20 protein-coding genes and 1 pseudogene are annotated in these 25,071 nt (G+C 39.4%); 5 read left to right on the top strand and 16 right to left on the bottom strand.

Features of this window, described 5'->3' with window-relative positions; translation table 11 throughout:
• Nucleotides 1-87, top strand: a pseudogene (locus QSH13_RS12115) (RNA-guided endonuclease InsQ/TnpB family protein); the annotation flags it as partial.
• 352 nt (nt 88-439) lie between these two features.
• On the opposite strand, the gene QSH13_RS12105 reads toward QSH13_RS12115, so the two are convergent.
• Nucleotides 440-727, bottom strand: a complete 288-nt coding sequence (locus QSH13_RS12105; RefSeq protein WP_072063612.1) for a helix-turn-helix domain-containing protein — start codon at nt 725-727, stop codon at nt 440-442.
• Between the two features lie 598 nt (nt 728-1,325).
• Here QSH13_RS12105 and gss point away from each other — a divergent pair.
• Nucleotides 1,326-3,203, top strand: coding sequence for a bifunctional glutathionylspermidine amidase/synthase (gss, locus tag QSH13_RS12100; RefSeq protein WP_109407065.1), 1,878 nt, complete (start codon nt 1,326-1,328; stop codon nt 3,201-3,203).
• Between the two features lie 137 nt (nt 3,204-3,340).
• Here the strand turns inward: gss and dsdC are convergent, their stop codons facing one another.
• On the bottom strand, nt 3,341-4,285 hold the full coding sequence (gene dsdC / locus QSH13_RS12095) for a DNA-binding transcriptional regulator DsdC (RefSeq protein WP_109397074.1): 945 nt from the start codon (nt 4,283-4,285) through the stop codon (nt 3,341-3,343).
• Nucleotides 4,286-4,508: 223 nt separating this feature from the next.
• On the opposite strand from dsdC, the gene dsdX reads away from it, so the two are divergent.
• Both dsdX and dsdA read left to right on the top strand, forming a co-directional pair.
• Nucleotides 4,509-5,846 carry a D-serine transporter DsdX gene (gene dsdX / locus QSH13_RS12090; protein ID WP_109397073.1) on the top strand — a complete coding sequence of 446 codons (1,338 nt, stop codon included), beginning with the start codon at nt 4,509-4,511 and terminating at the stop codon, nt 5,844-5,846.
• Nucleotides 5,847-5,858: 12 nt separating this feature from the next.
• The gene (gene dsdA / locus QSH13_RS12085) at nt 5,859-7,187 is read left to right on the top strand and encodes a D-serine ammonia-lyase (protein WP_286039152.1); all 1,329 of its coding nucleotides are present in this window, start codon (nt 5,859-5,861) and stop codon (nt 7,185-7,187) included.
• A 251-nt stretch (nt 7,188-7,438) separates the two neighbouring features.
• Here dsdA and fbpC read toward each other — a convergent pair whose 3' ends face one another.
• The 14 genes from fbpC to sfsA form a co-directional block, all read right to left on the bottom strand.
• A complete protein-coding gene (gene fbpC / locus QSH13_RS12080) occupies nt 7,439-8,479 on the bottom strand; it encodes a ferric ABC transporter ATP-binding protein (RefSeq protein ID WP_196544171.1) in 1,041 nt (346 codons plus the stop codon).
• A gap of 15 nt (nt 8,480-8,494) precedes the next feature.
• Nucleotides 8,495-10,573 carry an ABC transporter permease gene (locus QSH13_RS12075; protein WP_109397070.1) on the bottom strand — a complete coding sequence of 693 codons (2,079 nt, stop codon included), beginning with the start codon at nt 10,571-10,573 and terminating at the stop codon, nt 8,495-8,497.
• A 74-nt stretch (nt 10,574-10,647) separates the two neighbouring features.
• Nucleotides 10,648-11,679, bottom strand: a complete 1,032-nt coding sequence (locus tag QSH13_RS12070; protein WP_069368510.1) for an ABC transporter substrate-binding protein — start codon at nt 11,677-11,679, stop codon at nt 10,648-10,650.
• Between the two features lie 2 nt (nt 11,680-11,681).
• On the bottom strand, nt 11,682-13,034 hold the full coding sequence (gene uhpC, locus QSH13_RS12065) for an MFS transporter family glucose-6-phosphate receptor UhpC (protein WP_228407259.1): 1,353 nt from the start codon (nt 13,032-13,034) through the stop codon (nt 11,682-11,684).
• A gap of 67 nt (nt 13,035-13,101) precedes the next feature.
• Entirely contained in the window at nt 13,102-14,658 is a 1,557-nt protein-coding gene (locus QSH13_RS12060) for an MASE1 domain-containing sensor histidine kinase (protein ID WP_109397068.1), read from the bottom strand.
• Nucleotide 14,659: 1 nt separating this feature from the next.
• Nucleotides 14,660-15,292, bottom strand: coding sequence for a response regulator transcription factor (locus tag QSH13_RS12055; protein WP_109397067.1), 633 nt, complete (start codon nt 15,290-15,292; stop codon nt 14,660-14,662).
• 228 nt (nt 15,293-15,520) lie between these two features.
• Nucleotides 15,521-15,901: an aspartate 1-decarboxylase gene (gene panD, locus QSH13_RS12050; RefSeq protein WP_036932765.1), complete on the bottom strand. Its 381-nt coding sequence runs from the start codon at nt 15,899-15,901 to the stop codon at nt 15,521-15,523.
• A gap of 32 nt (nt 15,902-15,933) precedes the next feature.
• Nucleotides 15,934-16,785, bottom strand: coding sequence for a pantoate--beta-alanine ligase (panC, locus tag QSH13_RS12045; protein ID WP_109397066.1), 852 nt, complete (start codon nt 16,783-16,785; stop codon nt 15,934-15,936).
• A gap of 43 nt (nt 16,786-16,828) precedes the next feature.
• Nucleotides 16,829-17,620 carry a 3-methyl-2-oxobutanoate hydroxymethyltransferase gene (gene panB / locus QSH13_RS12040; RefSeq protein ID WP_196544168.1) on the bottom strand — a complete coding sequence of 264 codons (792 nt, stop codon included), beginning with the start codon at nt 17,618-17,620 and terminating at the stop codon, nt 16,829-16,831.
• A gap of 359 nt (nt 17,621-17,979) precedes the next feature.
• Nucleotides 17,980-18,474 (bottom strand): 2-amino-4-hydroxy-6-hydroxymethyldihydropteridine diphosphokinase, encoded by a 495-nt coding sequence (gene folK / locus QSH13_RS12035; protein WP_109397064.1) that lies wholly within the window; start codon nt 18,472-18,474, stop codon nt 17,980-17,982.
• Complete coding sequence (gene pcnB, locus QSH13_RS12030; RefSeq protein WP_369961646.1) at nt 18,467-20,020, bottom strand: polynucleotide adenylyltransferase PcnB; 1,554 nt, start codon at nt 20,018-20,020, stop codon at nt 18,467-18,469. The genes folK and pcnB overlap by 8 nt, the downstream gene beginning before the upstream one ends.
• 90 nt (nt 20,021-20,110) lie before the next feature.
• Nucleotides 20,111-21,022: a tRNA glutamyl-Q(34) synthetase GluQRS gene (gene gluQRS, locus QSH13_RS12025; protein ID WP_109397062.1), complete on the bottom strand. Its 912-nt coding sequence runs from the start codon at nt 21,020-21,022 to the stop codon at nt 20,111-20,113.
• Nucleotides 21,023-21,075: 53 nt separating this feature from the next.
• On the bottom strand, nt 21,076-21,531 hold the full coding sequence (dksA, locus tag QSH13_RS12020; RefSeq protein WP_023580786.1) for an RNA polymerase-binding protein DksA: 456 nt from the start codon (nt 21,529-21,531) through the stop codon (nt 21,076-21,078).
• A gap of 196 nt (nt 21,532-21,727) precedes the next feature.
• Nucleotides 21,728-22,438, bottom strand: a complete 711-nt coding sequence (gene sfsA, locus QSH13_RS12015) for a DNA/RNA nuclease SfsA (RefSeq protein WP_109397061.1) — start codon at nt 22,436-22,438, stop codon at nt 21,728-21,730.
• Between the two features lie 85 nt (nt 22,439-22,523).
• On the opposite strand from sfsA, the gene hrpB reads away from it, so the two are divergent.
• Nucleotides 22,524-24,956, top strand: coding sequence for an ATP-dependent helicase HrpB (hrpB, locus tag QSH13_RS12010; protein WP_286039213.1), 2,433 nt, complete (start codon nt 22,524-22,526; stop codon nt 24,954-24,956).
• The last annotated feature ends 115 nt before the right edge of the window (nt 24,957-25,071 follow it).

The raw sequence follows: 25,071 nt of genomic DNA, 5'->3' as shown, positions 1-25,071 counted from the left end.
GGCATACTGGAATTACAAGCGGCGGGACTCGTCGTTTCTGCCCATGGAGGCCAGCGTAAATCCGTCACACAGACGGTTGCGGTCTAAGAAGTGGGAAGCCTCGCCCGACAGGGCGGGGAGCAGTCACTAATCTAAAGATAGATGCTGGTTTATCGGCAAAACAGCAAAATACGATCCGTCAACAAGGGTTTGCTATTCGTCACGAGCCGGCAGAAGGTATACCTGGAGCACAGTCCATATCATGTCCTGTATTTAATAAAAAAGGGGAAATGGTGGTTGCTGCATTAACAATGGGCTTTATTGATCCAGAAAAGCAAATAGCACTGGGTAACGCATTAAAAGCAAAAATGGCAAAATTGTCTCAATAACTTATGATACTTATAGGATGGAAATCTTATTTTTCGTTAAGAGACAAAAAAAGATTTCCATACTAAGAATATTAAATTTGACTTTGAGCGCTCCAAAATTGTTTGGATTGTGTCAGTGCAACAGCAGAAACTTGCTCTTCATTTGGCGGTAGGAAAAATGCAGGCGTGACTTTTAGCTCTTGTGCAATATGAAAGAGCATATCAACATCAATCTTACATAGCCCATTCTCATAACGTGAAAATTGTTGCTGGCTAATACCGACTCGTTCAGCGACAACCTTTGCTGACAAGCGAAGTTGCTGGCGTTGTTTACGAATTTTATGCCCAATAATTTGAGAAATGGGATAAATCTTTGACATTAGTGACCTCATTCTTCCTATCAACCACCAATAATATCCAATAAATTGAATATCAAGTTTCCGTGATGGATCTCCAAAATATACAAGCTCTCCGGCTTGAAGGAATAAAATCCATACTATTCAGTTATCGGTTAATTGGTTGAATTATTTATACCCGTCACGTTATAAGATGATATTAATTTTCATTAAACTATTTTGATATCCTTCTTTTTTTTAGCAGGATAGTCGAGGTTTTTTTGTTAAACAGTGCTATATATTGCCTAAACGCCATTTTATCTGTTATTTACGCTCGCATTTATGATTAATAAAGAGTAAATAATGAGGCTATAACAAAAAATAAAGCCCTCTTTGACTGTGTTTTATACTCGAAAATACCTTTTATGCATTTTTATAATGGGGTATTTTTGAGTTTTTTTTATCATCAAGATTTCTTTTCTTAAATGCGTGTTAATTTCAAACGGCTCTCTTCACTTTATTGAAATTTATAAAATTACATTCACATCTAATAGGCTACGGCGTTAAGATTGTTAACTATAATACTTAGGTAAGATTATAAGTGTTGCAGGGTCATTATCTATTTATCGTCAAGGTCGAGATTATGAATGTAAAAGATGTCATTCGTCATGAACCATTTGGAACATTGCTAGGCTATGCGCCCGGTGGTGTCGCGATTTACTCTTCAGATTACAGCAGTATTGATAAAGAAGACTATGCCGCTAATGATTCATTCCGTAGTTATATTGGTAATGAATATATGGGGCACAAGTGGCAGTGTGTTGAGTTTGCTCGCCGTTTTCTCTATTTACATTATGGGGCTGTGTTTACTGATGTGGGAATGGCTTATGAGATCTTCTCACTGCGTTTTTTACGTAAAACCATAGATGACGATATATTGCCATTACAAGCCTTTGCAAATGGTAGCAAACAACCTCCAGCTGTGGGGGCTTTGCTGATTTGGCAAGAGGGTGGTGAGTTTAAAGTAACAGGGCATGTTGCTGTTATTACTGAAGTGCTTGAAGATAAAGTTCGCATTGCAGAACAAAATGTTATCCACACTCGATTACCGGTAGGGCAACAGTGGACTAGGGAATTACCTCTTAAAGTGACGGAGAAGGGTTACTTTATTCAAGATACTTTTGACAATACAACACTATTAGGTTGGATGATCCAAACAGAGCCTAATGCTTATAGCCTTCCTCAACCTAAAATCATGCCTGAATTGTTAAATATTCATGCCGAAAAGCTTGATAATAGAGGTCAATTCGATGGCAAATGGTTAGATGAAAGCGTGCCACTAGAAAAAGCTTATGTTCTTGCACAGCATGGCCATATTATTAATCAAGATAGTTATGAATATTTCACTATTTCAGAAAGTGCAGAGCAGGAGCTTATTCGCGCAAGTAATGAAATGCATTTGATGTATTTGCATGCAACTGAAAAAGTGTTGAAAGATGATAAGTTACTGCGTTTATTCGATATCCCTGAAGTGCTGTGGCCTCGTATTCGCTTGTCATGGCAAAATAGACGCCATCAAATGATCACTGGGCGATTAGATTTTTGTATGGATGAGCGAGGAGTTAAAGTTTATGAATATAATGCAGACTCAGCCTCTTGTCATACAGAAGCGGGCTTAATTATCGAGAAATGGGCGCAGAAAGGTGGAATTAAAGAGGGCTTTAACCCTGGCGAACGCTTACTTGATGCATTAGCAGATGCTTGGAAACACTGTGATGCAAAACCTTTTGTACATATTCTTCAAGATGATGATAGTGAAGAAGATTATCACGCTCTTTTTATGCAACAATCACTGACCCAAGCCGGTTATCAAAGTAAAATTCTACGTGGATTAGATGAGCTTCATTGGAATAGCCGTGGTCAATTAATTGATGCAGATAAGCGAGTTGTTGAGTGTGTTTGGAAAACATGGGCTTGGGAAACTGCGTTAGACCAACTAAGAGAAGAGAGTGAGCAACAAGCGCTGATCCCTATTCGTACAGGGCATCCAGAGGGTGAAGTTCGCTTGGTTGATGTACTTTTGCGTCCTGAAATTACCGTTTTTGAGCCTCTTTGGACACTTATTCCAAGTAATAAAGCGATTCTGCCTATCTTATGGCAATTGTTCCCTGATAACCCTTATTTGTTAGATACTGATTTCACTGTAACTCCTCGTCTTGCACAGAGTGGTTATGCCGTTAAACCGATAGCAGGTCGTTGTGGTAATAACATTGGTTTGGTTGATCATAAAGAGAATGTGTTAGATGAAACTAATGGTCAATTTGATCACCAAGAAAATATTTACCAAGAGTTATGGTGTTTACCAAAAGTAGCAAATCGTTATATTCAAGTTTGTACTTTCACTGTGGGCGGGCATTATGGCGGTTGTTGTTTACGTTCAGACCCAACGCTAGTGATTAAAAAAGAGAGTGATATTGAACCTTTAATTGTGATTGAAGATAAACACTTTTTAGCTAAATAAGAGTATCGACGTTTAGAATTAAGAAACAATAAACCCACCTAATTGGTGGGTTTATTTTAAATAACAGTGGATTTTGAGGTGAATGATAAAAATATTCTTAGCCCTTGATGAATTATTATCCTTATTTTTCTCAAGAATTACATGCTTTCCTTGATTTGTTTTTTTAGCCACTGAATGAATAGCTGCACTTTAGCATTACTCTTTTCATTTCGAGTGACGAGGTAATAACGCTGAGCACAAAAAAGTTCACAATTATCAAAAGGTATAATTAATTCTTTATTAGCGAGTTGTTTTTGCACTAAACGCTTTCTTCCCATTGCCACACCTGAGTGGTTAATTGCAGCAATAACCGCGAGATCAGAGCGATCAAAACAGATATTGCTACGATTAGGAAAAAGTGAAAGCCCCATATATTCACTCCAAGCTCGCCACTCGTCGAAATCAGAGTTATTACTCCAAGCTTGTCTATCATGTAGCAAAGTACAATTAGAAAGATGATGAGTATTGCCAATAAGTTCATGTTTTTTAGCATATTCAGGGCTACAGACAGGAATAATAGATTCTGAAATTAGATCTTCACAATAAAGGTTTTGCAGTTGCTTATCATCAAAATAGATTGCGAGATCAACACCATAACCTCGAAAGTTAATATCATCATTTCCTGTAAAGAGATTTAATTCAATAGATGGATAACGCTCAGTAAAATCGGAAATAAGAGGAACTAACCAACATTGTGCAATCGAAGGTCGAGAATAAACGGTTAGAACACCTGAGATTTCTTGGTTATGAATATCTAAAATTTCTTGGTTAATATCTTCAAGCGTTTTTTTAAGCGCCCAATAAATTCGTTCACCTTCTTCTGTTAACTCTATTCGGCGATGAAAGCGGTTAAATAGCTTAATACTCAACTCTTCTTCTAATGTATTAATACGGTGGCTAATAGCGCTGGGAGTTAATGACAATTCTTCTGCAGCTAAAGCGAATGAAAGATGGCGACCTGTTGCTTCAAAAGTGTGAAGTCTTGCTAATTGATAACTGGATAATCGTTTATTTCTTAAAATCACGCTAGAAGATTCAAACATTCTTTTATTCTCATTTTTTTATTGATAGTAACGCAAGTTAACAATCAAGGTAATATTAAGATGAAATACCCTGCCACTTCTCATCACAATGTGATTATTTGTGATTACAATCACTTATTTGAGTTAGCTGGATTCATCTTAGTGTAAATTTTCATCATTTGTAAGTACCGAATGATTAATATTCAATATGATTAACAATAAATAAAATATTTGGGATGGAGATATGGATTCAACGTTATGGGTGTTGGGTACTCTTATAATTAGTATCTTGCTTATTGTTTTTACTATAATAAAACTTAAGTTTCATCCGTTTTTAGCCTTACTATTGGCAAGCTTCTTTGTGGGCACAGCAATGAAGATGAACCCTTTAGAAATGGTAAATGCGATTGAAAACGGTATTGGCGGTACGTTAGGATTTTTAGCGGCAATTATCGGTTTAGGAACCATTCTTGGTAAGATGATGGAAATATCAGGTGCCGCAGAGCGCATTGGTATTACATTACAAAAATGCCGTTGGTTATCTCCAGACGTTATTATGGTATTGGTTGGTCTTATTTGTGGTATTACACTTTTTGTTGAAGTGGGTGTGGTATTACTGATCCCTCTTGCTTTCTCAATTGCGAAAAAAACAAATACTTCATTATTAAAATTAGCTATTCCATTATGTACAGCATTAATGGCTGTTCACTGTATTGTTCCTCCTCATCCTGCTGCACTCTTCGTGACTAATGAATTAGGGGCAGATATGGGAACTGTTATTGTTGCGGGCCTTGCTGTTGGTTTAGTCGCATCTTTAGTGGGAGGACCTTTATTCTTAAAAATGTTAGGCGAGCGCCTACCATTTAAAACTGTACCTGAAGAATTTTCTGATATGGAAATTCGTGAAGAAAAAGATTTGCCTTCGTTAGGATCTACACTATTTACGATTTTATTACCTATTGTTCTGATGCTGATAAAAACAGCGGCAGAATTAAATATGACTAAAGGCACATCTGTTTATACTGCATTACAGTTTATTGGTAACCCCATTACTGCGATGTTTATTGCTGCCTTTGTTGCTTATTATGTGTTAGGTATTCGCCGTAATATGGGCATGAATACGTTATTGAAGAAAACAGAAGATAGCTTTAGTTCTATTGCCAACATCTTATTAATTATTGGTGCGGGCGGTGCTTTTAATGGCATTTTAAAAGGCAGTGGTTTAAGTGAATCTTTAGCGTTAATTCTTTCTAACTTAGATATGCATCCTATTTTATTGGCTTGGCTAGTTGCCATTATCCTTCATGCTGCAGTAGGTTCTGCAACTGTTGCAATGATGGGCGCGACTGCAATTGTTGCTCCATTGATGCCTTTATACCCAGAGATTAGCCCTGAAATTATTACATTAGCAATTGGTTCAGGTGCTATTGGTTGTACCATTGTCACAGACTCACTGTTTTGGTTAGTAAAACAGTATTGTAATGCAACTTTAAGTGAAACTTTTCGTTTTTACAGTGTCGCGACCTTTATTGCCTCCTTTGTCGCATTAGGCGGTACATTTATGCTTTCTTTTGTCATATAAAAGAGAACGACTATGAGCCATATAGATATAAATAAATTAATAAGTGATTTTCCACTAGTTCGTGACTTAGTGGACTTAAAAGAAGTGGTTTGGTTTAACCCAAAAGTAACCACCACTGACCAGGGACTTCCATATGTTGGTTTAACGCAAGATGACGTGATTGATGCACAAGCACGACTACAACGTTTTGCACCTTATTTAGTTAAAGTATTTCCAGAAACAGCGGTTACTCAGGGGATTATTGAATCAGAAGTGATTGATATTCCTAAAATGAAAGTTGCTCTTGAAAAGCGCTATAACACTTCCATTAGTGGTCAATTGCGTTTGAAAAAGGATAGCCATCTCCCTATTTCAGGTTCAATTAAAGCGCGTGGTGGGATTTATGAAGTACTGACTCATGCTGAGAAATTAGCAATCAACGCGGGATTATTAAATACAGATGATAATTATGAAAAATTATTTTCTGACAAATTCCGCGAATTCTTTAGCCAATATAGTATCGCGGTAGGCTCAACAGGCAATTTGGGTATGTCTATTGGGATAATGAGTGCGAAATTAGGTTTTAGCGTGAGTGTTCATATGTCTGCTGATGCACGTCAGTGGAAGAAAGATAAATTACGTTCTCATGGTGTTAATGTTGTTGAATATGAACAAGATTACAGTATTGCGGTAGAAGAAGGTCGTAAAGAAGCAGAGAAAGATCCTAACTGTTTCTTTATCGATGATGAAAATTCAAAAACATTATTCTTGGGTTATGCGGTAGCAGGATTACGCCTAAAACGCCAATTTGAAGAACAAGGTGTTCGTGTTGATAGTGAACATCCGCTATTTGTTTATCTGCCTTGTGGTGTTGGTGGTGGGCCTGGTGGTGTTGCTTTTGGGTTAAAACTGGCATTTGGTGATGCAGTGCACTGTTTATTTGCAGAACCAACGCATTCACCTTGTATGTTATTGGGAGTTTATACCCAATTACATGAAGGCATTTCTGTACAAGAGATTGGTATTGATAACATAACTGCTGCTGATGGTCTTGCTGTGGGGCGTGCATCAGGTTTTGTTGGTCGAGCAATGGAGCGCTTAATTGATGGTTATTACACTATTGATGATCAAGAGCTTTATGACTTACTCAGTGTATTAAATAAAGAAGAAGGCATTCAGTTAGAACCGTCGGCTTTAGCTGGAATGACGGGTGCTGTATATGTCACTCATGCTAAAGATTATCTGCAAGGTTTATCACTAGACAGTCAAAAAATGCAAAATGCTACGCATTTAGTATGGGCGACGGGTGGTGGTATGGTTCCTGCGGATGAAATGCAAAAATATCTCGCTAAAGGAAAATAGCGTGTAGAACAGGAGGTTATCAGTTTTTTTCTGATCGCTTCTTAAATAAAAAATAAAGGGAGTAGTGCCAGTATTTTGAACTGTTATCTAAAACAATAATAGCGTAGCAATGTATTACACCAAGTGTTACATCAAATATTCACACCAGGATGTCACACCAGGGGAAAATGTCGTAGTATTATTATAAAAAAGAGGCACCCATTGGGTGCCTCGCTTACTCTTCCTGTAAAATATCACTATTTGCAATAGTGTTACTCTAAAATAAACATACCATAAGGATGAATTTGCAGATAATAGCTATCGCCTACATTAGGTTGAAGCTGTGTGGCATTAACTTGTAATAACAAGGTTTGATTTTGCCATTCTACTGTTACTTCATATTGAGGTCCCATATAAGCGACATGGACGATTTTGCATTGCTGACAGGCATCGCCTTGTTGAGATAAAGTGATAGCTTCAGGTCTAACACCGACTCTAACTTCTGTTTTAGTCGTATGAAATGTATCTGGTTTGGGCAGGCGATATTGGAATATGTCAACATAATCAGTGCCCAATGTAGCTGGGAATAAGTTTGCATCTCCCATAAAGCTGGCCATAAATTCAGACGCGGGTTGGCGATAAAGATTTTGCGGTGAACCTAGTTGCATTATCTTCCCTTTATTCATTACTAAAACCATATCAGAAACCGCAAATGCTTCACTTTGGTCATGGGTTACGTAAAGAGACGTGATATTAAACTGTTGTTGTAATTCACGAATTTTCTCTCTCATGCTACGACGTAAGTTTGCATCAAGGTTACTAAGTGGTTCATCGAAAAGTAACACTTTAGGTTTTAAAATTAACGCACGAGCCAAGGCGACACGTTGCTGTTGTCCCCCTGATATTTGGTCAACAAAGCGATCTTCAAATCCAGCTAAATCTACCAGCTCTAACGCTTCAGAAACACGTTGTTTAATTTCAGCCTTAGGACGTCCTAGCATTTTTAAGCCATAGCCAATGTTTTCTCCCAAAGACATATGAGGGAAAAGGGCATAGGACTGAAACACCATACAGATATCGCGTTGTTGGATTGAGCGGTCGGTAACATCTTCACCATCAATAAAAATTTTACCTTCTGTCGGTTTTTCTAACCCTGCAACTAAACGTAATACGGTTGTTTTACCACAACCTGAAGGCCCTAATAATGAAACCATTTTGCCTTGTGGAATAGATAAACTAAGATCTTCAATAACCGTGTTAGTGCCAAAACGCTTAATTACATTTTTCAGTTCAACGAAATGTTGTTGTGTCATGATTTATACTCCGTATTACTGTGCATTTTTGGCTTTAGAGCGTGAAACACGGGCTTCGCCAATCAAATAGTCAAATAAGAAAATAATTGCCAACATAACAACGATTAAAATCGAGCCGTAGGCAATTGCGACACCGTATTCACCATCTTCAACACGGTTTAAAATATACGCGGTGGCAACACGTGTATCGGGTGTAACAAGGAAGACGATAGCACTGACTGTGGTAATGGCACGCACAAAGCTATAAATCAGTGCAGACAAAATAGCTGGGCGCAATAACGGTAATAGCACATAGAAAATCGTTCTCATTGAGTTCGCTCTTAAACTTAGAGACGCTTCATCAAGAGATTTATCAATTTGCCCTAATCCCGCAATACCTGCACGTATTCCCACAGGCACGTTACGCATTGTCATAGAGATAATGACAATTGCCGCCGTTCCCGTTAAATAGAAAGGTGAGTCGTTAAACGCAAGAATATAAGAGACACCGGCAACCGTTCCCGGTACAGCAAAACAGAGCATTGTTGTGAACTCGATACTTTTCTTACCTTTAAAGTCTTGGCGCACCACGATATAGGCAATTAATAGTCCGAGAATCGCGGTAATCGGTGCAGCAATACCCGCATATAACAAGGTATCTAACAACGACGGCCATGCACCATCACTCATTCCTTGACCAAATAGCTTGATAAAGTTATCCAGAGTTAAGGTGTAATCAACTCCCCAGTTAACGGTGAAGCTACCATAGAAAATACTGCCATAGAGCAAGATATTAAAGATAACCCAAATAGCTAAAACTGTTGTCACAAATGCAATTAGTGATGATGGGAGAGGTTGAACATCGCCGCGATAAGATTTACCTGATACGGTGACGTAAGAGCGTTTACCAATCCACATATACTGCACACAGAACACTAATAATGAGAAAACTAATAGCGACGCACCTAATGTACTGGCTGATTGATAATCCAGTTGAGAGCCCGTGATATAGAAGTAAATTTGTGTAGCGATAACGTCAAAGTTACCCCCTAAAACCAACGGGTTACTAAAGTCAGCAAGAGATTGCACAATCACAATTAAGAATGCATTGGCTAATGCAGGCTTAAGTAATGGCATAAAAACATTAAAGAAGGTTTGATAGCGGTTAGCTCTTAGAGTGTAAGACGCTTCTTCTAATGAAGGATGAATGGTTTTAATGGCACCATCTAAAATCATAAATGACATAGGGGTAAAGGCAAGCACTTGCGCTAACCAAATTCCAGTAAATCCATATAGCCAGTTGGTATTTTCAAGTCCTGCGTAAGTGGCGAGAAACTCCGTCACATAACCTGAACGTCCCATCATTAATGTCACGCCTAAACCAACAACAAAAGGAGGCGTAACAATAGGTAAGATAGAAAATACACGACCAATAATGGCTGAACGTACCGCAATACGAGAGGTATAAATTGCTAGAATTAAACCAAAGAAAGTACAACCTATTCCTACAGCAATAGAAAGTGCAATAGAGTTGAGCATCACTTGCACAATATGAGCTTGGCTTAAAATAGCGATAAACTCAAAAGGTGCAAAATTACCTGCACTATCTTTAAACATAGGAATAAAAATAGCGATACTCGGGAAGATGATAAAGGCACCAATTAGTGCAACAACGGTTATTAAAGAGCCGATAACAAAGCTATCACCACCTAGCCATTCAAGGCGTGTTAAGGCGGTTTTCATGATCATTCCCAGAGAAATAAACAGGATGATGGCAGAATAACCTAAGCCACGTCCTTCAAGCGTAGCGCTGACTATCGTAATAAAGGCGCAAAATAAGGCAAAACCTGCGTCAAAATAGTGACGAGAGCGATTTTCACGCTTAGGCGCAGTTAATGGACGAAATAGCAGTAAACTAGGTAATAAAAACCAGAGCCAACTGATATTGACGCTACTCCAGCCGTAAGAGGTGAGTAATTCATCTGCTGTTGAATCTAAAAGACCGTAATCAAGGCTCCATGATGGCAGTAAAGCAAATGCCATCCATGCAATTAGGATCCATAAAAATATGGGATCCCGCCTCTTTTTTTCAGATAAAGCGAGTGTGTGAGACATAAATCCCCCGAAAGTAAATGTATTTATTATTATGAGAAAAGGAGAGCGAGAGGTTATCTCGCTCTGTTAATAGGCTATTTACCCATTTTTACTTCGGTAACCCACTTATTAATCAGTTCTTTACGCACTTCACTATCGCCATACTTATCCATGTCGTAGTTAATGAGTTTTAAGTCAGATAATTTCAGTGCCATAGGTGAAGATTCAGCCGAGGTATTGGTTAGGATTTGGTAAGATTTACCTTCTTTCCAGCTAATTTCTTGAGCTTCTTTTGAGAGTGTCCAATCTACGAATAATTTTGCGTTATCCATATTACGGGCATTTTTAATGATACTGACACCACCGATTTCATAGCCTGTACCTTCACAAGGTGAAATCAATTCAAGTGGTGCACCATTTTCAACTTCTAATGAGTAATCATGTAGGAAACCAATACCAATGGCGGCTTCACCACGAGCGGCATTTCGTGCTGGAGCAATACCTGATTTGGTGTATTGAGAAATATTTGTATTGATTTTCTTCAGATAATCAAAGGCTTGTTCAGTTCCCCATAATTGATCAAAGGTTGCTAGTGCTGTGTAAGCGGTTCCTGAACTTTGCGGATCGGCAATTTGAATTTCACCTTTATATTCAGGCTTAATTAAATCTTTCCAACATGTTGGAATTGCGATGCCTTTTTCTTTTAAGCGATCTTTATTGACACCAAAACCTAAAATACCAACGTAGACCGCAGAAGAGTAGTTACCTTTGCGTTTAGCGGGATCACGAAATTGTGGCATGATTTGATCGAGATTAGGAGAGACATAAGGCTCTAGCAGATCCATTTCACCCGCTTGTGAGTGAGGATCCATAGTACCGCCATACCAAACGTCAGCTTGTGGATTACGTTTTTCTGCTTCGATTTTGGCTAAAGTACTTCCTGAACCATTACGAACGAAAGTTGTTTTAACATCATATTTTTCGGCAAAGGCTTTTGTTTCAGCTTCGCACATTGCATTTGTTGCACTACAGTAAACGACTAAACGACCAGCTGCATTTGTTGATAAGCTAACCGCAGAGAGAGCCAAACCAGCAGCAACAAGTGTAGAGAGGGTTTTCAATTTCATGTTCAGAACCTTTTAAATGTGTCGTCATCGGAAAATGAAAGTGGGCCAACTAAATGCTCTTGTTTGCTAACATCAGCAATTAACAACGGCATTAGTAAGAGTCCCATTAAGGCCGCAGCACTGGTTAATAATGCAAACATCCCAGTCCAACCATAATGCGCCATGACCTGACTTAATGGCCAACCTGCCATTGCTGCCCCTAAGTAGGCAAACAATCCCAAGTAGCCAGTTACCGTGCCTGCTGCGTTTTTATGACAATATTCTGTTGCAGCAAGCCCGATTAACATCTGTGGTCCGAACACAAAAAAACCGATACTAAAAAAACAGGCTGCGAGTAAAGCATAATGATGAATTGGAATTAACCAAAGTGCTGTTACTGCGGTAAAAAGCCCGAGTGAAAACAGCAATATCATGGGTGCTCGTTGACCACGGAATAATAAATCCGAGCCCCAGCCTGAACATAACGCCCCGAGTAAACCACCCACTTCAAACAAAGAGAGAATGGCATTAGCACTCAATAAGTTGGCGCCATGTGTTTCTGATAACCAGATATTTCCCCAATCGTTTATCGCCATACGTATGAGATAAACCAAAATATAGGAAAAACCCAGTAACCAAATCATTCGGTTAAATAAAATGCTCTCTTTCAAAATAGTTAGCATGGGTTTAGGGGGAGATGCCTGCTCTTGACGTAATTCAAAAACATCGCGCCGCCACACACCCACAGTAGGCAGTCCTTCCTCTGCGGGGGTACCTTTTAATCGTACACACAACCACAGCCCGATGATAATGCCGATAATACCGGGAACAAGCAGTGCGACTTGCCAACTATAATGCGTTGCTAACCACGCTGTTAAAATGGGAAGACTCATCCCGCCAAGGTTGATTGAGATATTCCATAACCCCCACCAGAAACCGCGTTCATTACGCGAATACCAGTGTGTTAACAACCTTGCACAAGGAGGCCATCCAAAGCCTTGAAAGAAACCATTTAGTGCCCAGACCAAAAGCAGTGCAGGGAACGAGAGACAATAGGCAAAAATAATATTCATAATGCCAGTCATCACTAATCCCATACCCATAAACCAGCGGTATCCCCATTTGTCATGAAAAATACCGGAAACAAATTTAGATAAACCGTAAGTGAGATAAAAAAGGCTGGCTATCCAACCGATATCCCCTTTATCTAAATTTAACTCCACCTGCATAACGGGCATCACAAAGTTGACGCTTTTACGTGTGAGATAGAAAGTGGCATAACCGATAATCATCGACAGCATTAAATTTTTGCGCCAAAAGTTATAGGTCTTATTAATTGATGCCGAATTTTTACCTGACATAACATCCTCTTTGATGTTGCAAATGTAAAAAAAATGTCGAGAAAAAGAATGAGATAAGGTTGTAGATGACTAAGACTTATTCTTAGTTTTCATTGTTTTCTTTTGAATTTGTGGGTAAGTTAACAATTATTTTCGTACCGTGATGATTTATCACTTCCCATTCTCCGCCTAAAGCGCGAATGCGTTCTTCAATGCCACGTAATCCAAAACCGCTACTTTGTTGTGTTGATAATGATGTGGGGAGCATACCAATACCATTATCACTAATGATCAGCCGTAGACGGTTTTTGTTTTGGGTTAATGAAACGTCAATATAGGTTGCGTTAGCATGTTTACTAATATTATTTAATAACTCTTGTACTAAACGATAGAGGGTAAAAATAATGGTTTCGTTTTCAGGCTCTTTATCTAATGAGTAATTAAAATTACAAGTAATACCGTTGTCATCAAAAGCAAATTCATTGATTAAATGATGAAGGGCTTTCTCAAGCGACATTTCCTCTAAAACAGGAGGGCGTAATTGTCGGAGTAGTTGACGTGTAGATTGATGAATTTGTAGTGCAAGCCGTTCGATTTGCTCTCCGGTTTGACGTGTTTTGTCGTTATCTGCGGTTCTTTTGATTAGCATTGATTGAATTTGGATCGCTGTAATATTTTGTCCAATTTCATCATGTAATTCGCGAGCAATGGCTTTTTTAACATCTTCTTCGGTATGAACCAGTTTTTCCATTAGTTCACGACGGGCTTGTAATTCTTGTTCTAGACGTAAACGATAATGACGTAAATTATGAGCAAGTTGCTGTTGGCGACTAATCGCAATCCCTAAACCAATACCGATAATAGCTTGTGTGGTTAAGAACATTTCTAACTCACGCAAATCATTAAATGCGCCATTAACTTGGCGAGCAAAAGTAATAATTAAACTGCCTAATAGTGCGGATAATACGCCACCTTGCCAACCATAACGATAAGCCATAAAGACATTAGGAATAAAAACAAGGATAACTAATAAACGTTCTATTTCGGGTGTTAAGAAAAACTGAGCACTTAATCCGATAAGACAAAATAGAAATCCCCACATTAGCAAGGAGGTTCTTAGCGGAGGATCGGGAGTACCATCAGAAACTAAGGCGCGACTTTGTAATTCACGAAGATATTCATAAAGTAAAAAGACAAAAGGTGCGAGTAATATGCCTCCGGTTACAGATGTGAGGAAAATCCCGCTGGTGGTATTAATAAAGAAACTGAGAATAAAGGCTTGTAGCAGGCTATTAAAGCCTACAGCACCAATTAATAGGGTTAAGCGTTGCCAGTAAAGAGGGTATCGCCACCAAATACGCTGAACTTCTAGCGCAACAACAAGGCTGAGTATTGGTGAGAGATAAATGATGGCGTGGGTAATTAATTGCTCTTGTGCTAACCAGTAATAAAGCCCCCATTCTGCAAATAACATCGGTAGCCAAAAACGGCGCCAGAGTAAAATGATTAGGGCTAATCGGAGACCTTGAGGTAAGAAAAGAGCCGCTTGTTGTCCATTTTTACTTAAATAGAAGCCAATCACCCAAAGTGATAGCCAAAGTAAAGAATAGGTGAGTAATAAAAAGAGGGATTGAAGTAGAAAACGCAGTCCCCTTTTCATGTTACAGCGATCCTGTGATCAACTGATTTTTTAAGGCGAAATGAACTAAATCGATGGTCGTTTCACAGCTTAATTTACCTAGTACATTAGCGCGATGAACGTGTACGGTTTTATGGCTAAGATTAAGTTGCACAGCGATTGTTTTGACGTTCACACCTTGAACTAAAAGATTAAAAATCTCTCTTTCTCGGGGGGTTAAAGCATGGAGTGCATCTTCTTTTTCGGGTGTTTGTCGCAATGCTTTCATCGCATCAGAACAAAGATAACAGCCACCTTGATGTACAGCGCGCACGGCTTGCACTAATTCTTCAGGGCCACAACGTTTGGTTAAATAACCGCGAGCGCCTGAATCAAGTGCGCTTTGAACAAAGGCTGGGGTATCGTAAATACTTAAAATGATCGTGCGAAAATCAGGACGTTTTTGTTTTAAACGACTTTGTAGTTGTAGACCACTTTCGCCGGGCATAGAGAGATCCATCACGGCAACATCAATATCGTCATGTGCTAAATAAGGCCATGCCTCTTGCCCATTAGAATATTCACCCACGATGTGAATATCGGGTTCTAGCATTAGGAGTTGTGCAAAACCAGAACGCACAACAATGTGATCATCTACTAAAGCAACTTTTATCATAATTTTTTATTAGTCAGGGAGTAGTCAGACAATACTTATATGATTTATAACAAGCTACAGAAAGATAAGCGAGGAAAAATGGAGAAGAAACTCGGTTTTGAACCTTATATCTCGTTTCTATCAAGGTGAATCGTGACAAGCAAATAATAATGGATTATTTATTGTTCTTGTGAATTATTCCCATAAGCAGGGCGCTTCTGCCTATGGGAAGATGCAATATTTTATTGATTAAGCAACTTGAACTGGCACGGCTTTGGCTATGCGCTTCATTTCATTGTTGTCTTCAAAATAGGCGATATTGGGTTTATGGCTACGCGCATCACTATCAGGAATTTGGACATAAGAGCAAATAATTAAGCGATCGCCAACCGCAGCTTTACGTGCAGCCGCACCATTAACTGAAATAATTCGTGAACCTCTTTCCGCACAAATGGCGTAAGTTGAAAAGCGTTCTCCATTATCTACGTTATAAATATCGATCGCTTCATTTTCAAGAATGCCTGCCGCATCCATAAAATCCTGATCAATCGCGCAAGAGCCTTCATAATGAAGATCTGCTTGTGTGACTTTTACGCGATGAAGTTTGCCTTGTAACATAGTGCGTAGCATAGTTGTGTTTCCTATTTTTCTAATAATGAAGATTAAACAAGGTTAACTTGTTGGTTATCAATAAGACGAGTGTTACCCAGCCATGCAGCCATTAAAATCACAGCTCGACGACTCTCTTCATTTAATGGTGTGAGTGTATCTGCGTCACAAATAAAGCATTCATCTGCACGAAAACCTTTTTGTTCTAAAGTGTTTTTTGCATTTTGCAGTAGATGATTAACATCATGATCCCCCGACTTTAATTGTTCTGCGATTTCTTGCATTGCTTGGTAAAGTGCAGGAGCTTGCTGTTTTTCATTATCAGATAATAGACGATTGCGCGAACTGAGTGCTAAACCATTTTTGTCACGTACGATAGCAACAGGAACGATGCTGATATCCATACATAAATCGTTTACCATTTTTTGGATAATTTGCAGTTGTTGGAAGTCTTTTTCACCAAACATCGCGACATCAGGTTGTACAAGATTAAAAAGTTTACTGACAACTGTTGTGACGCCACGGAAATGACCTGGACGACTTGCACCTTCTAATACTGTAGACAATACAGGCACATCAACAGTGGTTTGGTTTTCCATTCCGTGTGGATACATCTCTTTCGCTGAAGGTGCAAAGATAATATCGACATGTTTATCACGCAGTAACTCGCAATCTTCTTGTAAAGTACGAGGGTAGTTTGCTAAATCTGCTTCTCTATCAAACTGAAGTGGATTAACAAAGATAGACGTTATCACGACATCTGCGTGAATACGGGCTTCTTCAATGAGTTTCAGGTGACCTTCATGAAGATTACCCATAGTTGGAACCAATGCAATGCGTTTACCTTCTTGTTTTAATCGCTTGATTTCTCTGCGTAAGATAAGCGTAGTTTCAATAATTAGCATGGCGTGACTCCTTTAAACGATGTTTATAAATTAAGATAATAAATCAGTTAAATGTATGTTGTTCTTGTGGAAATAGGCCTTGCTCTACTTGCTGAACATACAGGCTAACGGCGCCTTGCAAAGAGCCTGCTTCTTGCAAGAAGTTTTTAGAGAATTTTGGAGGCTGTGGCGTTAATCCTAATAAATCATGCATAACGAGAATTTGGCCATCAGTAACATTTCCCGCACCAATGCCAATAACCGGCATGGTCAATACATCTGTAATTGCCTTAGCTAGAGTAACGGGAACACATTCTAAAACAGCCAGTTGGGCACCTGCACTTTCAAGTGACATGGCATCTTGTCTTAATTGTTCTGCGGCTGCTAGTTCTCTGCCTTGAACTTTATAGCCACCAAACACATTCACGGATTGTGGTGTTAATCCTAAATGAATACAGACCGGAACAGCACGTTCGGTGAGCATTTTTACTGTCGGTATTAACCAGCTACCCCCTTCAATCTTTACCATATTAGCCCCTGCTTGCATTAAAATGCCGGCATTAAGGCAAGCTTGTTCAGGTGTTGAATAAGACATAAAGGGCATATCTGCAATTAAGAAGGCATTAGGCGCACCGGCTCTTACGCATCGGGTGTGATAGGCAATTTGCTCAACAGTAACGGGTAAGGTGCTGTTATGACCTTGTAGTGTCATTCCTAAGGAATCACCAATCAACATGGCTTGAATACCTTCTTGTGCAAAAAGGCGAGCAAAACTTGCATCATAAGCAGTGAGTGTGGCAAATTTTTTCTTTTCTTGCTTATAGCGGTTCAGCGTTGAAAGCGTAGTGGGTTTCATTGTAAAAAACTCCATCAGTGTCGTTTTTGGTGTGTAGATAAAATTAATTACTTCACATAATTATTTGTTTATTAAAGAAAATATTAGATTATCAAAATAAAGCCGCTTTCGATTGTAGCATCTAAGGGCTAAAAACGAAGAAAAAGTAGTTAAATGAGTAATAAAAAATAACAAATGATAATTTTTGTTTATATTTATCAGTTTGTTATATGTAAAAAATAAATACAAAAGAGTTTAAAAATTGAGAAGGAGAGTTAAGTTTGAAAAATCGAGGGAAAGCTAAAGAGAAGAGATAGGCTGATACTGTGTCTATTTTTTACAGTATCAACCTTTAGCATTAAGAACGTATTAGTGTGAAATTACCACTTTTCCATGCCATTTTTAGGCACTAACGCCAATCTATCTGCTAATAACTCACCGTCAGGAAAACGAAGGTCAGGGGCTAATTCTGCTAAAGGATAAAGCATAAATTCACGCACTTTAAGCCCGTAATGAGGTACGGTTAATCGCTCGGTTTGGATCACGTCATTACCAAATAACATAATATCAAGATCAAGCGTTCTTGGTCCCCAACGATTGCCTTCTTTTCTAACACGACCTTGTGCTAATTCAATAGCTTGCGTGTTATTAAGTAGCTCTTCTGGTGCTAATGTTGTATCAACCGCAACCGCGACATTAAGATAATCAGGCTGATCTTGTGGTCCCATCGGGCGAGTACGATACCAAGATGATTGTGCAATTAATGTTGTTTGTGGGATCTCACTAATTGCTTTAATCGCTGAATTCACCTGGTTTTCAGGTGAATTCAAATTACTTCCCAAAATGATATAAACACGTTTTTTTTGTTTATTCATTGGTACTCTCTTGTCTGGATGCTGGTTTTGCACTTGGATGACGAGGGCGTTTACGTGGACGTGGACGTCTGCGAACCGGCGCTTGACCTAATTCAGACACCATTGAGCGCTGTTGTGTATTGTTAGACTCTTGGAAATCAGCCCACCAACTTGCTAACGCTTCAAGCTCTGGATTGCGTTGTACGTTGGCTCGTAATTCCAGTAAATCGAACGCTGCACGGAATTTAGGGTGCTCAAGTAATTTATTTGCACGACGGCCTTGGCGTTTAGGTAAACGTTGCTGTAATTGCCAGATATCACGCATGGTTGTGGTAATGCGTTTGGGGATCGCAATAGTACGGCATTGCTCATCTAAAATATCGTTCATCGCCATAGAGAAAGAGTCATAGTAAGAAAGACCACTTTCTTGGACTAATTTTTCGGCATGTTCAATTAATGGATACCACAGCATTGCCGCAAATAAGAACGCCGGATTGACTCGCATCTCTTTATTGATGCGGTAGTCCGTATTTTTGAGAATTTGATCTATCATTCTCTCCATTGGCGTATCATGTTGCTCTGTCATTTTAGACGCAATTAGCGGAAACAGTGGTTCAAGTAATTGATGACGGCACATTAACTTGTAAGTTTTGTAGCCTTGCCCTGTTTGTAATAATTTTAGCGACTCTTCAAAAAGACGAGCCGATGGAATATTACGTAATAAAGGAGCTAATCGGCTAATAGGCTCTGCAGTTTCTGGCGCAATTTGCATATCCAATTTACTGGCAAAGCGAATTGCTCTAAGCATTCTGACAGGGTCTTCGCGATAACGCGTTTCAGGATCGCCTATTAAACGAATAATACCTGCTTTCAGATCCGCTAAACCGCCAACGTAATCACGTACAGCAAAATCATCAACGCCGTAATAGAGACTGTTTAATGTAAAGTCACGGCGAATGGCATCTTCTTCAATTGAACCAAAAATATTGTCACGCAGTAACATGCCACTTTGTGCTTGCTGGGATTGGTTGTTGTCTGAAACTTCATGATCTTCATGAGAACCACGGAAAGTCGCAACTTCAATCACTTCAGGGCCAAACATAATATGAGCAAGACGAAAACGACGACCGACTAAACGGCTGTTACGGAATAATCGACGTACATCTTCAGGTGTTGCATTAGTGGCAATATCAAAATCTTTTGGTTTTTTTCCCAGTAATAAGTCACGGACACCACCTCCCACTAAATAAGCCTGAAAACCAGAGTTATTTAGTCGATAAAGCACTTTTAATGCATTATCACTGATGTCTTTACGTGAAATTGGGTGTTGATCTCTTGGGATCACAGTCATTGGCAAATCACTCCCGTTCGCCTTTTCTTTATTACTCTTTTTCTTACGGGGACGGTCTGCGGATATAGCAGGACGCCGACGCACAGGTTTCTGTGTTTCTTGTATTGGTCGGTCAGATGCAGTGACTGGCCTTTCACTTGCTACCGGTTGTGTGTCTGATGACGGTGTTTGTCGCCCTAGCAGATTACGGCAGAAATGTGCTACTCGATTAAAAATATGACACCTCGAATAATAAATTCTAATAATTAAAAAATTAAGCGGCTAATCATAGCCTACTGAACATTTTTTGAGAATGCTTTGTGTGGTTTATTCATACCTTTGTTGCTGATGATTTTGTTTTAAAATCTCAGAAGGTGACCACTGTGCTATCGCAATCTCTAGCAATGATGTTAACGAATAATCTTGCCAACCTGCAATAATGGGCTGATTAAGAAACCGTAAAGCATCGATAATGACAGGTCTTGGATCAGTATCTGGTAACGCATGCGCGTGATTTTGTTTTGATAATTTATTACCGTCATGATTTATTACTAAAGGTAAATGAGCATAACGTGGGATAGGTAAATTCAGTTGTTTATGTAAACTGATTTGTCGCAGCGTGGGATCAAGTAGATCGGCACCTCTAACAACTTCGGTTACACCCTGATAATTATCATCAATCACTGTTACTAGATTATACGCAAATAAGTTACCTTTTCTGTGAATAATCATATCTTCTAATACGATAGACGTACTTTTTGAATAATATGTACCTTGAATGACATCTTCAAAATGATAAACGGGATGCTGTTGGATCAATCTCCATGCACTCTCTTTATCGAAAGGTGTAACATTATTCGTTAGTGGCTCGCGATGACGGCAGTGGTTATCATACACGCCCCCTAAGTCATGTAAACGATGACGGCTACAATGACAGTGGTAGCAAACACCTTCTTTCCAAAGGGTGTGTAAAATTTCACGGTAAGCATCATGGCGTTGCGATTGATAGAGGATCTCTTCATCCCAAAACAAACCATAATGTTCTAATGTGCGAATAATTTGGAATGCAGTGCCGGGAGGTTCTCTAAGAGGGTCGATATCATCGATGCGCAGAAGCCAACGCCCGTGGTGTGCACGAGCTTGAAGATAACTGCCAAGTGCAGTAACCAATGAGCCAAAATGAAGTTGACCCGTTGGTGATGGCGCAAAGCGCCCAATATAGTCTGTAATCTCGTGCATCGAAAGATTCAGATTAACGCCTCAACGTATTAGGTTGAGGCGTCTACTCATTATTAGCCAGCCATCTGCTTTTCACGGATTTCAGCTAATGTTTTACAGTCGATGCATAAATCGGCTGTAGGACGAGCTTCTAAACGGCGAATGCCGATTTCAACTCCACAAGATTCACAGAAACCAAAGTCATCATCTTCGACTTTCTTCAGTGTTTTCTCGATTTTCTTAATGAGTTTACGTTCACGATCACGGTTACGCAGCTCAAGACTGAATTCTTCTTCTTGTGCAGCTCGGTCAACGGGATCAGGGAAGTTTGCCGCCTCATCTTGCATATGAGTAACGGTGCGGTTGACTTCATCCCTGAGCTGATTGCGCCAAGATTCAAGTATTAGCTTAAAATGCGCTAATTGGGCTTCGTTCATGTACTCTTCGCCCGCTTTTTCCTGATATGGCTCAACGCCAGCAATAGCGAGAATGCTCATGGACGATGTTTTACGCTTTTGCCCTTCTTGCATAATGCTTCTCCTACATACGCATTTCTGAATAATCCCCACCTTAAAAATAGGAAGGGGAAAAAATAGGGCGCTATAAATAGCAGATGCCCGCGAGGATAGCAATTATTCCTTTAATAAGTTTTCTCATGGTGTGAAGGCACGCAAGTAAATATCCCTTTTTAGTTAAAAAATGATTAACTAACACCATGAATTTCAATTAACCATTTGAAATAAAAGGTAATTGCTGTCCGATTGTTAAATTGTATTCACTAATATTGATGCGATAACACAAGATTTCAACCCCCGCATCACATGCTTCTTTTAGCAGTGAAGCATAGTTAGGATCAATCTCTTTAGCAACAGTCACTTCCATAATTCCAGTATGGGGAACTGCGTAGAATAAGACAGCCCTTAAACCCAATTTTGCGATAGCGGTCAACTCTCGAAGATGTTTCTGACCACGTTCTGTTTTTGCATCAGGGAAATAACCCATACCGTTGTCGAGTAAGGTGACTGACTTCACTTCAATATAACAGTCAACTTTATGATTTGATTTAAGTAAAATATCAATACGGCTATTCTCACTACCGTATTTCACTTCTCGTTTTATCTCGTCATACTCGGATAATTCTGGAATGTCACCTGCCTCAATCGCATCAGCAATTATCCCATTCGCTCTTAAGGTATTTACACAAATCCAATCATCGGTTTGAGTTTGAGTCAGTTCCCAGCTGTGTGGATATTTTCTTTTTGCATTCAAAGAGGTGGAGTACCAAACGGTATCACCCGGTGTTGCACATCCCGTCATTGCACCTGTGTTGGCACAATGAAGCGTGAATTCTTCCCCATTAGGGGTAACAACGTCTGCTAAAAAACGCTTATATCGTTTTAGTAAAGTGGCAGATTGTAGCGGTTGCTCAAATTTCATGATCACTCCGATGAAAGTATGACCTTTAATAAAGCGCTAATGCTACAATGCCTAGTCAAGAAAGTTAATGAGCCATGGAGCCCGTGTGCATTTATTGCCAATCTTTGATGTAACAGAAAAAATCGTTACTGCGTTAAAACAATCCCCACAAGTTTTGCTTCATGCACCTACAGGTGCCGGTAAATCCACGGCGTTACCCCTCTATTTGCTGGAGCAAAATTGTTTTGATGGAAAAATAATTTTATTAGAGCCAAGGAGAGTAGCCGCTAAAAGTATTGCTTACCGTTTAGCAAATCAGCTAAATGAAGAAGTTGGAAATACGGTAGGTTATCGTATGAAAGCGGAAAGCAAAGTTAGCTCAAAAACTCGACTTGAAGTAGTAACAGAAGGCGTATTAAACCGGATGTTACAGCAAGATCCGGAGTTGACTGGCGTAAGCCTTGTGATTTTAGATGAATTTCATGAACGTAGTTTACAAGCGGATTTAGCACTAGCGCTATTGCTCGATGTACAGATGGGATTACGTGATGATTTGCGTGTTTTGATTATGTCCGCGACCTTAGATAATCAAAAAATTACCTCACTACTACCTGATGCCCCTATGATCAGTGCGCAAGGGCGTAGTTATCCCGTTGAAAGAGCCTATTTTCCTATCAATTCGTATCAACCCTTCGAACAAGAAATTGCCACAATGGCGTTGCGATTATTGGCGCAAGAAACCGGCTCTATGCTGATATTCTTGCCGGGAAGTGCAGAAATAGTACGCGTTGCAGATATTCTAAAGGATAAAGTGGATGACAATATTTTACTCTTCCCACTTTATGGTGCTCTTTCATTAGCGGAACAACAAAAAGCGATTGAGCCAACAGAAAAAGGTTATCGAAAGATCGTACTTGCTACCAATATTGCAGAAACCAGTCTGACTATTGAAGGGATCCGTTTAGTCCTAGATAGTGCCATTGAAAAACGCGCTCAATTTGATTTGAAAAGTGGTGTCACTAGCTTATTGCGTCAAAGGATTAGCCAATCGTCACAAACACAGCGAGCCGGACGAGCTGGGCGTCTTGAGGCCGGTATTTGCTGGCATTTAATCAGCCAAGAGCAGGCAGAGCGTGTTGCTTCTCACCAAATACCTGAAATTTTAAGTAGTGACTTATCGTCGTTATGGCTTTCCGTCTTGCAGTGGGGATGTCGTGACATTAATCAGTTGAGTTGGTTGGATACACCAACCCCACAAGCATTATATGCAGCTAAAGATTTACTGTATCGTTTAGGTGCGATAAATAAACAAGGTGGATTAACACATCGGGGAACACGCATGGCGCAATGGGGGATTGAACCTCGATTAGCGGCGATTTTGGATTATGCGAGTGAGCTAAGTGACAATCACCTTGCGACAGCTGCACGTTTATGTGCAATCTTAGAAGAGCCTCCACGAGGACAGGAAATTAATCTAGAATGGGTTTCTCAGCAGAAAAACATGTTCTGGACACGACGTGAAAAACAGCTTTCTCAACATCGGAAAGGGACGTTTTGTCCTGAATTGTTAGGTGTACTATTAGCGGTTGGATTTCCTGATAGGATTGCTAAAAATCGTGATAATCAAGGACGTTTTCGTTTGGCAAATGGGCAAGGTGCCATGATGGATGATGCGCACGCTATGAGTAATACTCAGTGGATCTTAGCGCCGTTATTACTACAAAATGCACATTATGCCGATGTGCGCATTTTATTAGCGCTACCCATTGATATCGATGAAATATCAGCTATCTTTCCTGAGCTTATTGAAAATAATACCACAGTTGAATGGGATGAAAAACGAGGCACATTGGTTGCATGGCAACAGCGTCAATTAGGGCGATTAACTTTAAGTCAGCGACAATTAGACAAACCAAATAAGCAACAAATGCAACAAGCATTATTGAATTGGCTGAGAGATAACGGTTTAAAGGCTTTAGCGCTGAGTGAAGAGACTCAACAGCTTTTTATACGACTTGCTTTAGCGAAAAAATGGTGTCCAGAAGCCTTATTACCTGATTTAGCAGAAACAGTGTTACTTGAAAATTTAGAAACATGGCTTTTACCTGAACTAGGGGAAATTCAGACATTAAAAGCATTACAACAAATTGATATTAATACAATTATTAAAAATCAATTAACTTGGCATGAAAATCAGTTGCTTCAACGCTTATTTCCGACACATTATTTGGCGCCAACAGGAACAAAAGTGATGATTACTTATGATTTGGAGTCACCTCCGGTGATTGCTATTCGTATTCAAGAAGTTTATGGCGAACAACAAAGCCCTATTATTGCGAATGGTCAATTGCCTGTCGTCATGGAATTATTGTCACCAGCCCATCGTCCTATCCAAAAAACACACGATTTGGCGACATTTTGGGCAGGAAGTTATAAAGAAGTGCAAAAAGAGATGAAAGGACGTTATCCCAAGCATTTATGGCCTGATGATCCGGCGAATACGGCACCGACTCGACGAGTAAAAAAATATAGCCAATAAGTTAATTTAAGTTTTTATCGTAGATTATCCCTATTTGAGAGCTTTCTTGTGGGATCACATAGAAAAATAGCGACAATGTTAGGCTTCTTTATCCCGTGATAAAGGGGTTTTAATG

This window comes from Proteus faecis (assembly GCF_030286765.1).
GTDB classification, from domain to species: Bacteria; Pseudomonadota; Gammaproteobacteria; order Enterobacterales; family Enterobacteriaceae; genus Proteus; species Proteus faecis.
The sequence above is the reverse complement of the archived record's forward strand: the minus strand, read 5'-3'. Positions and strand labels throughout refer to the sequence as shown.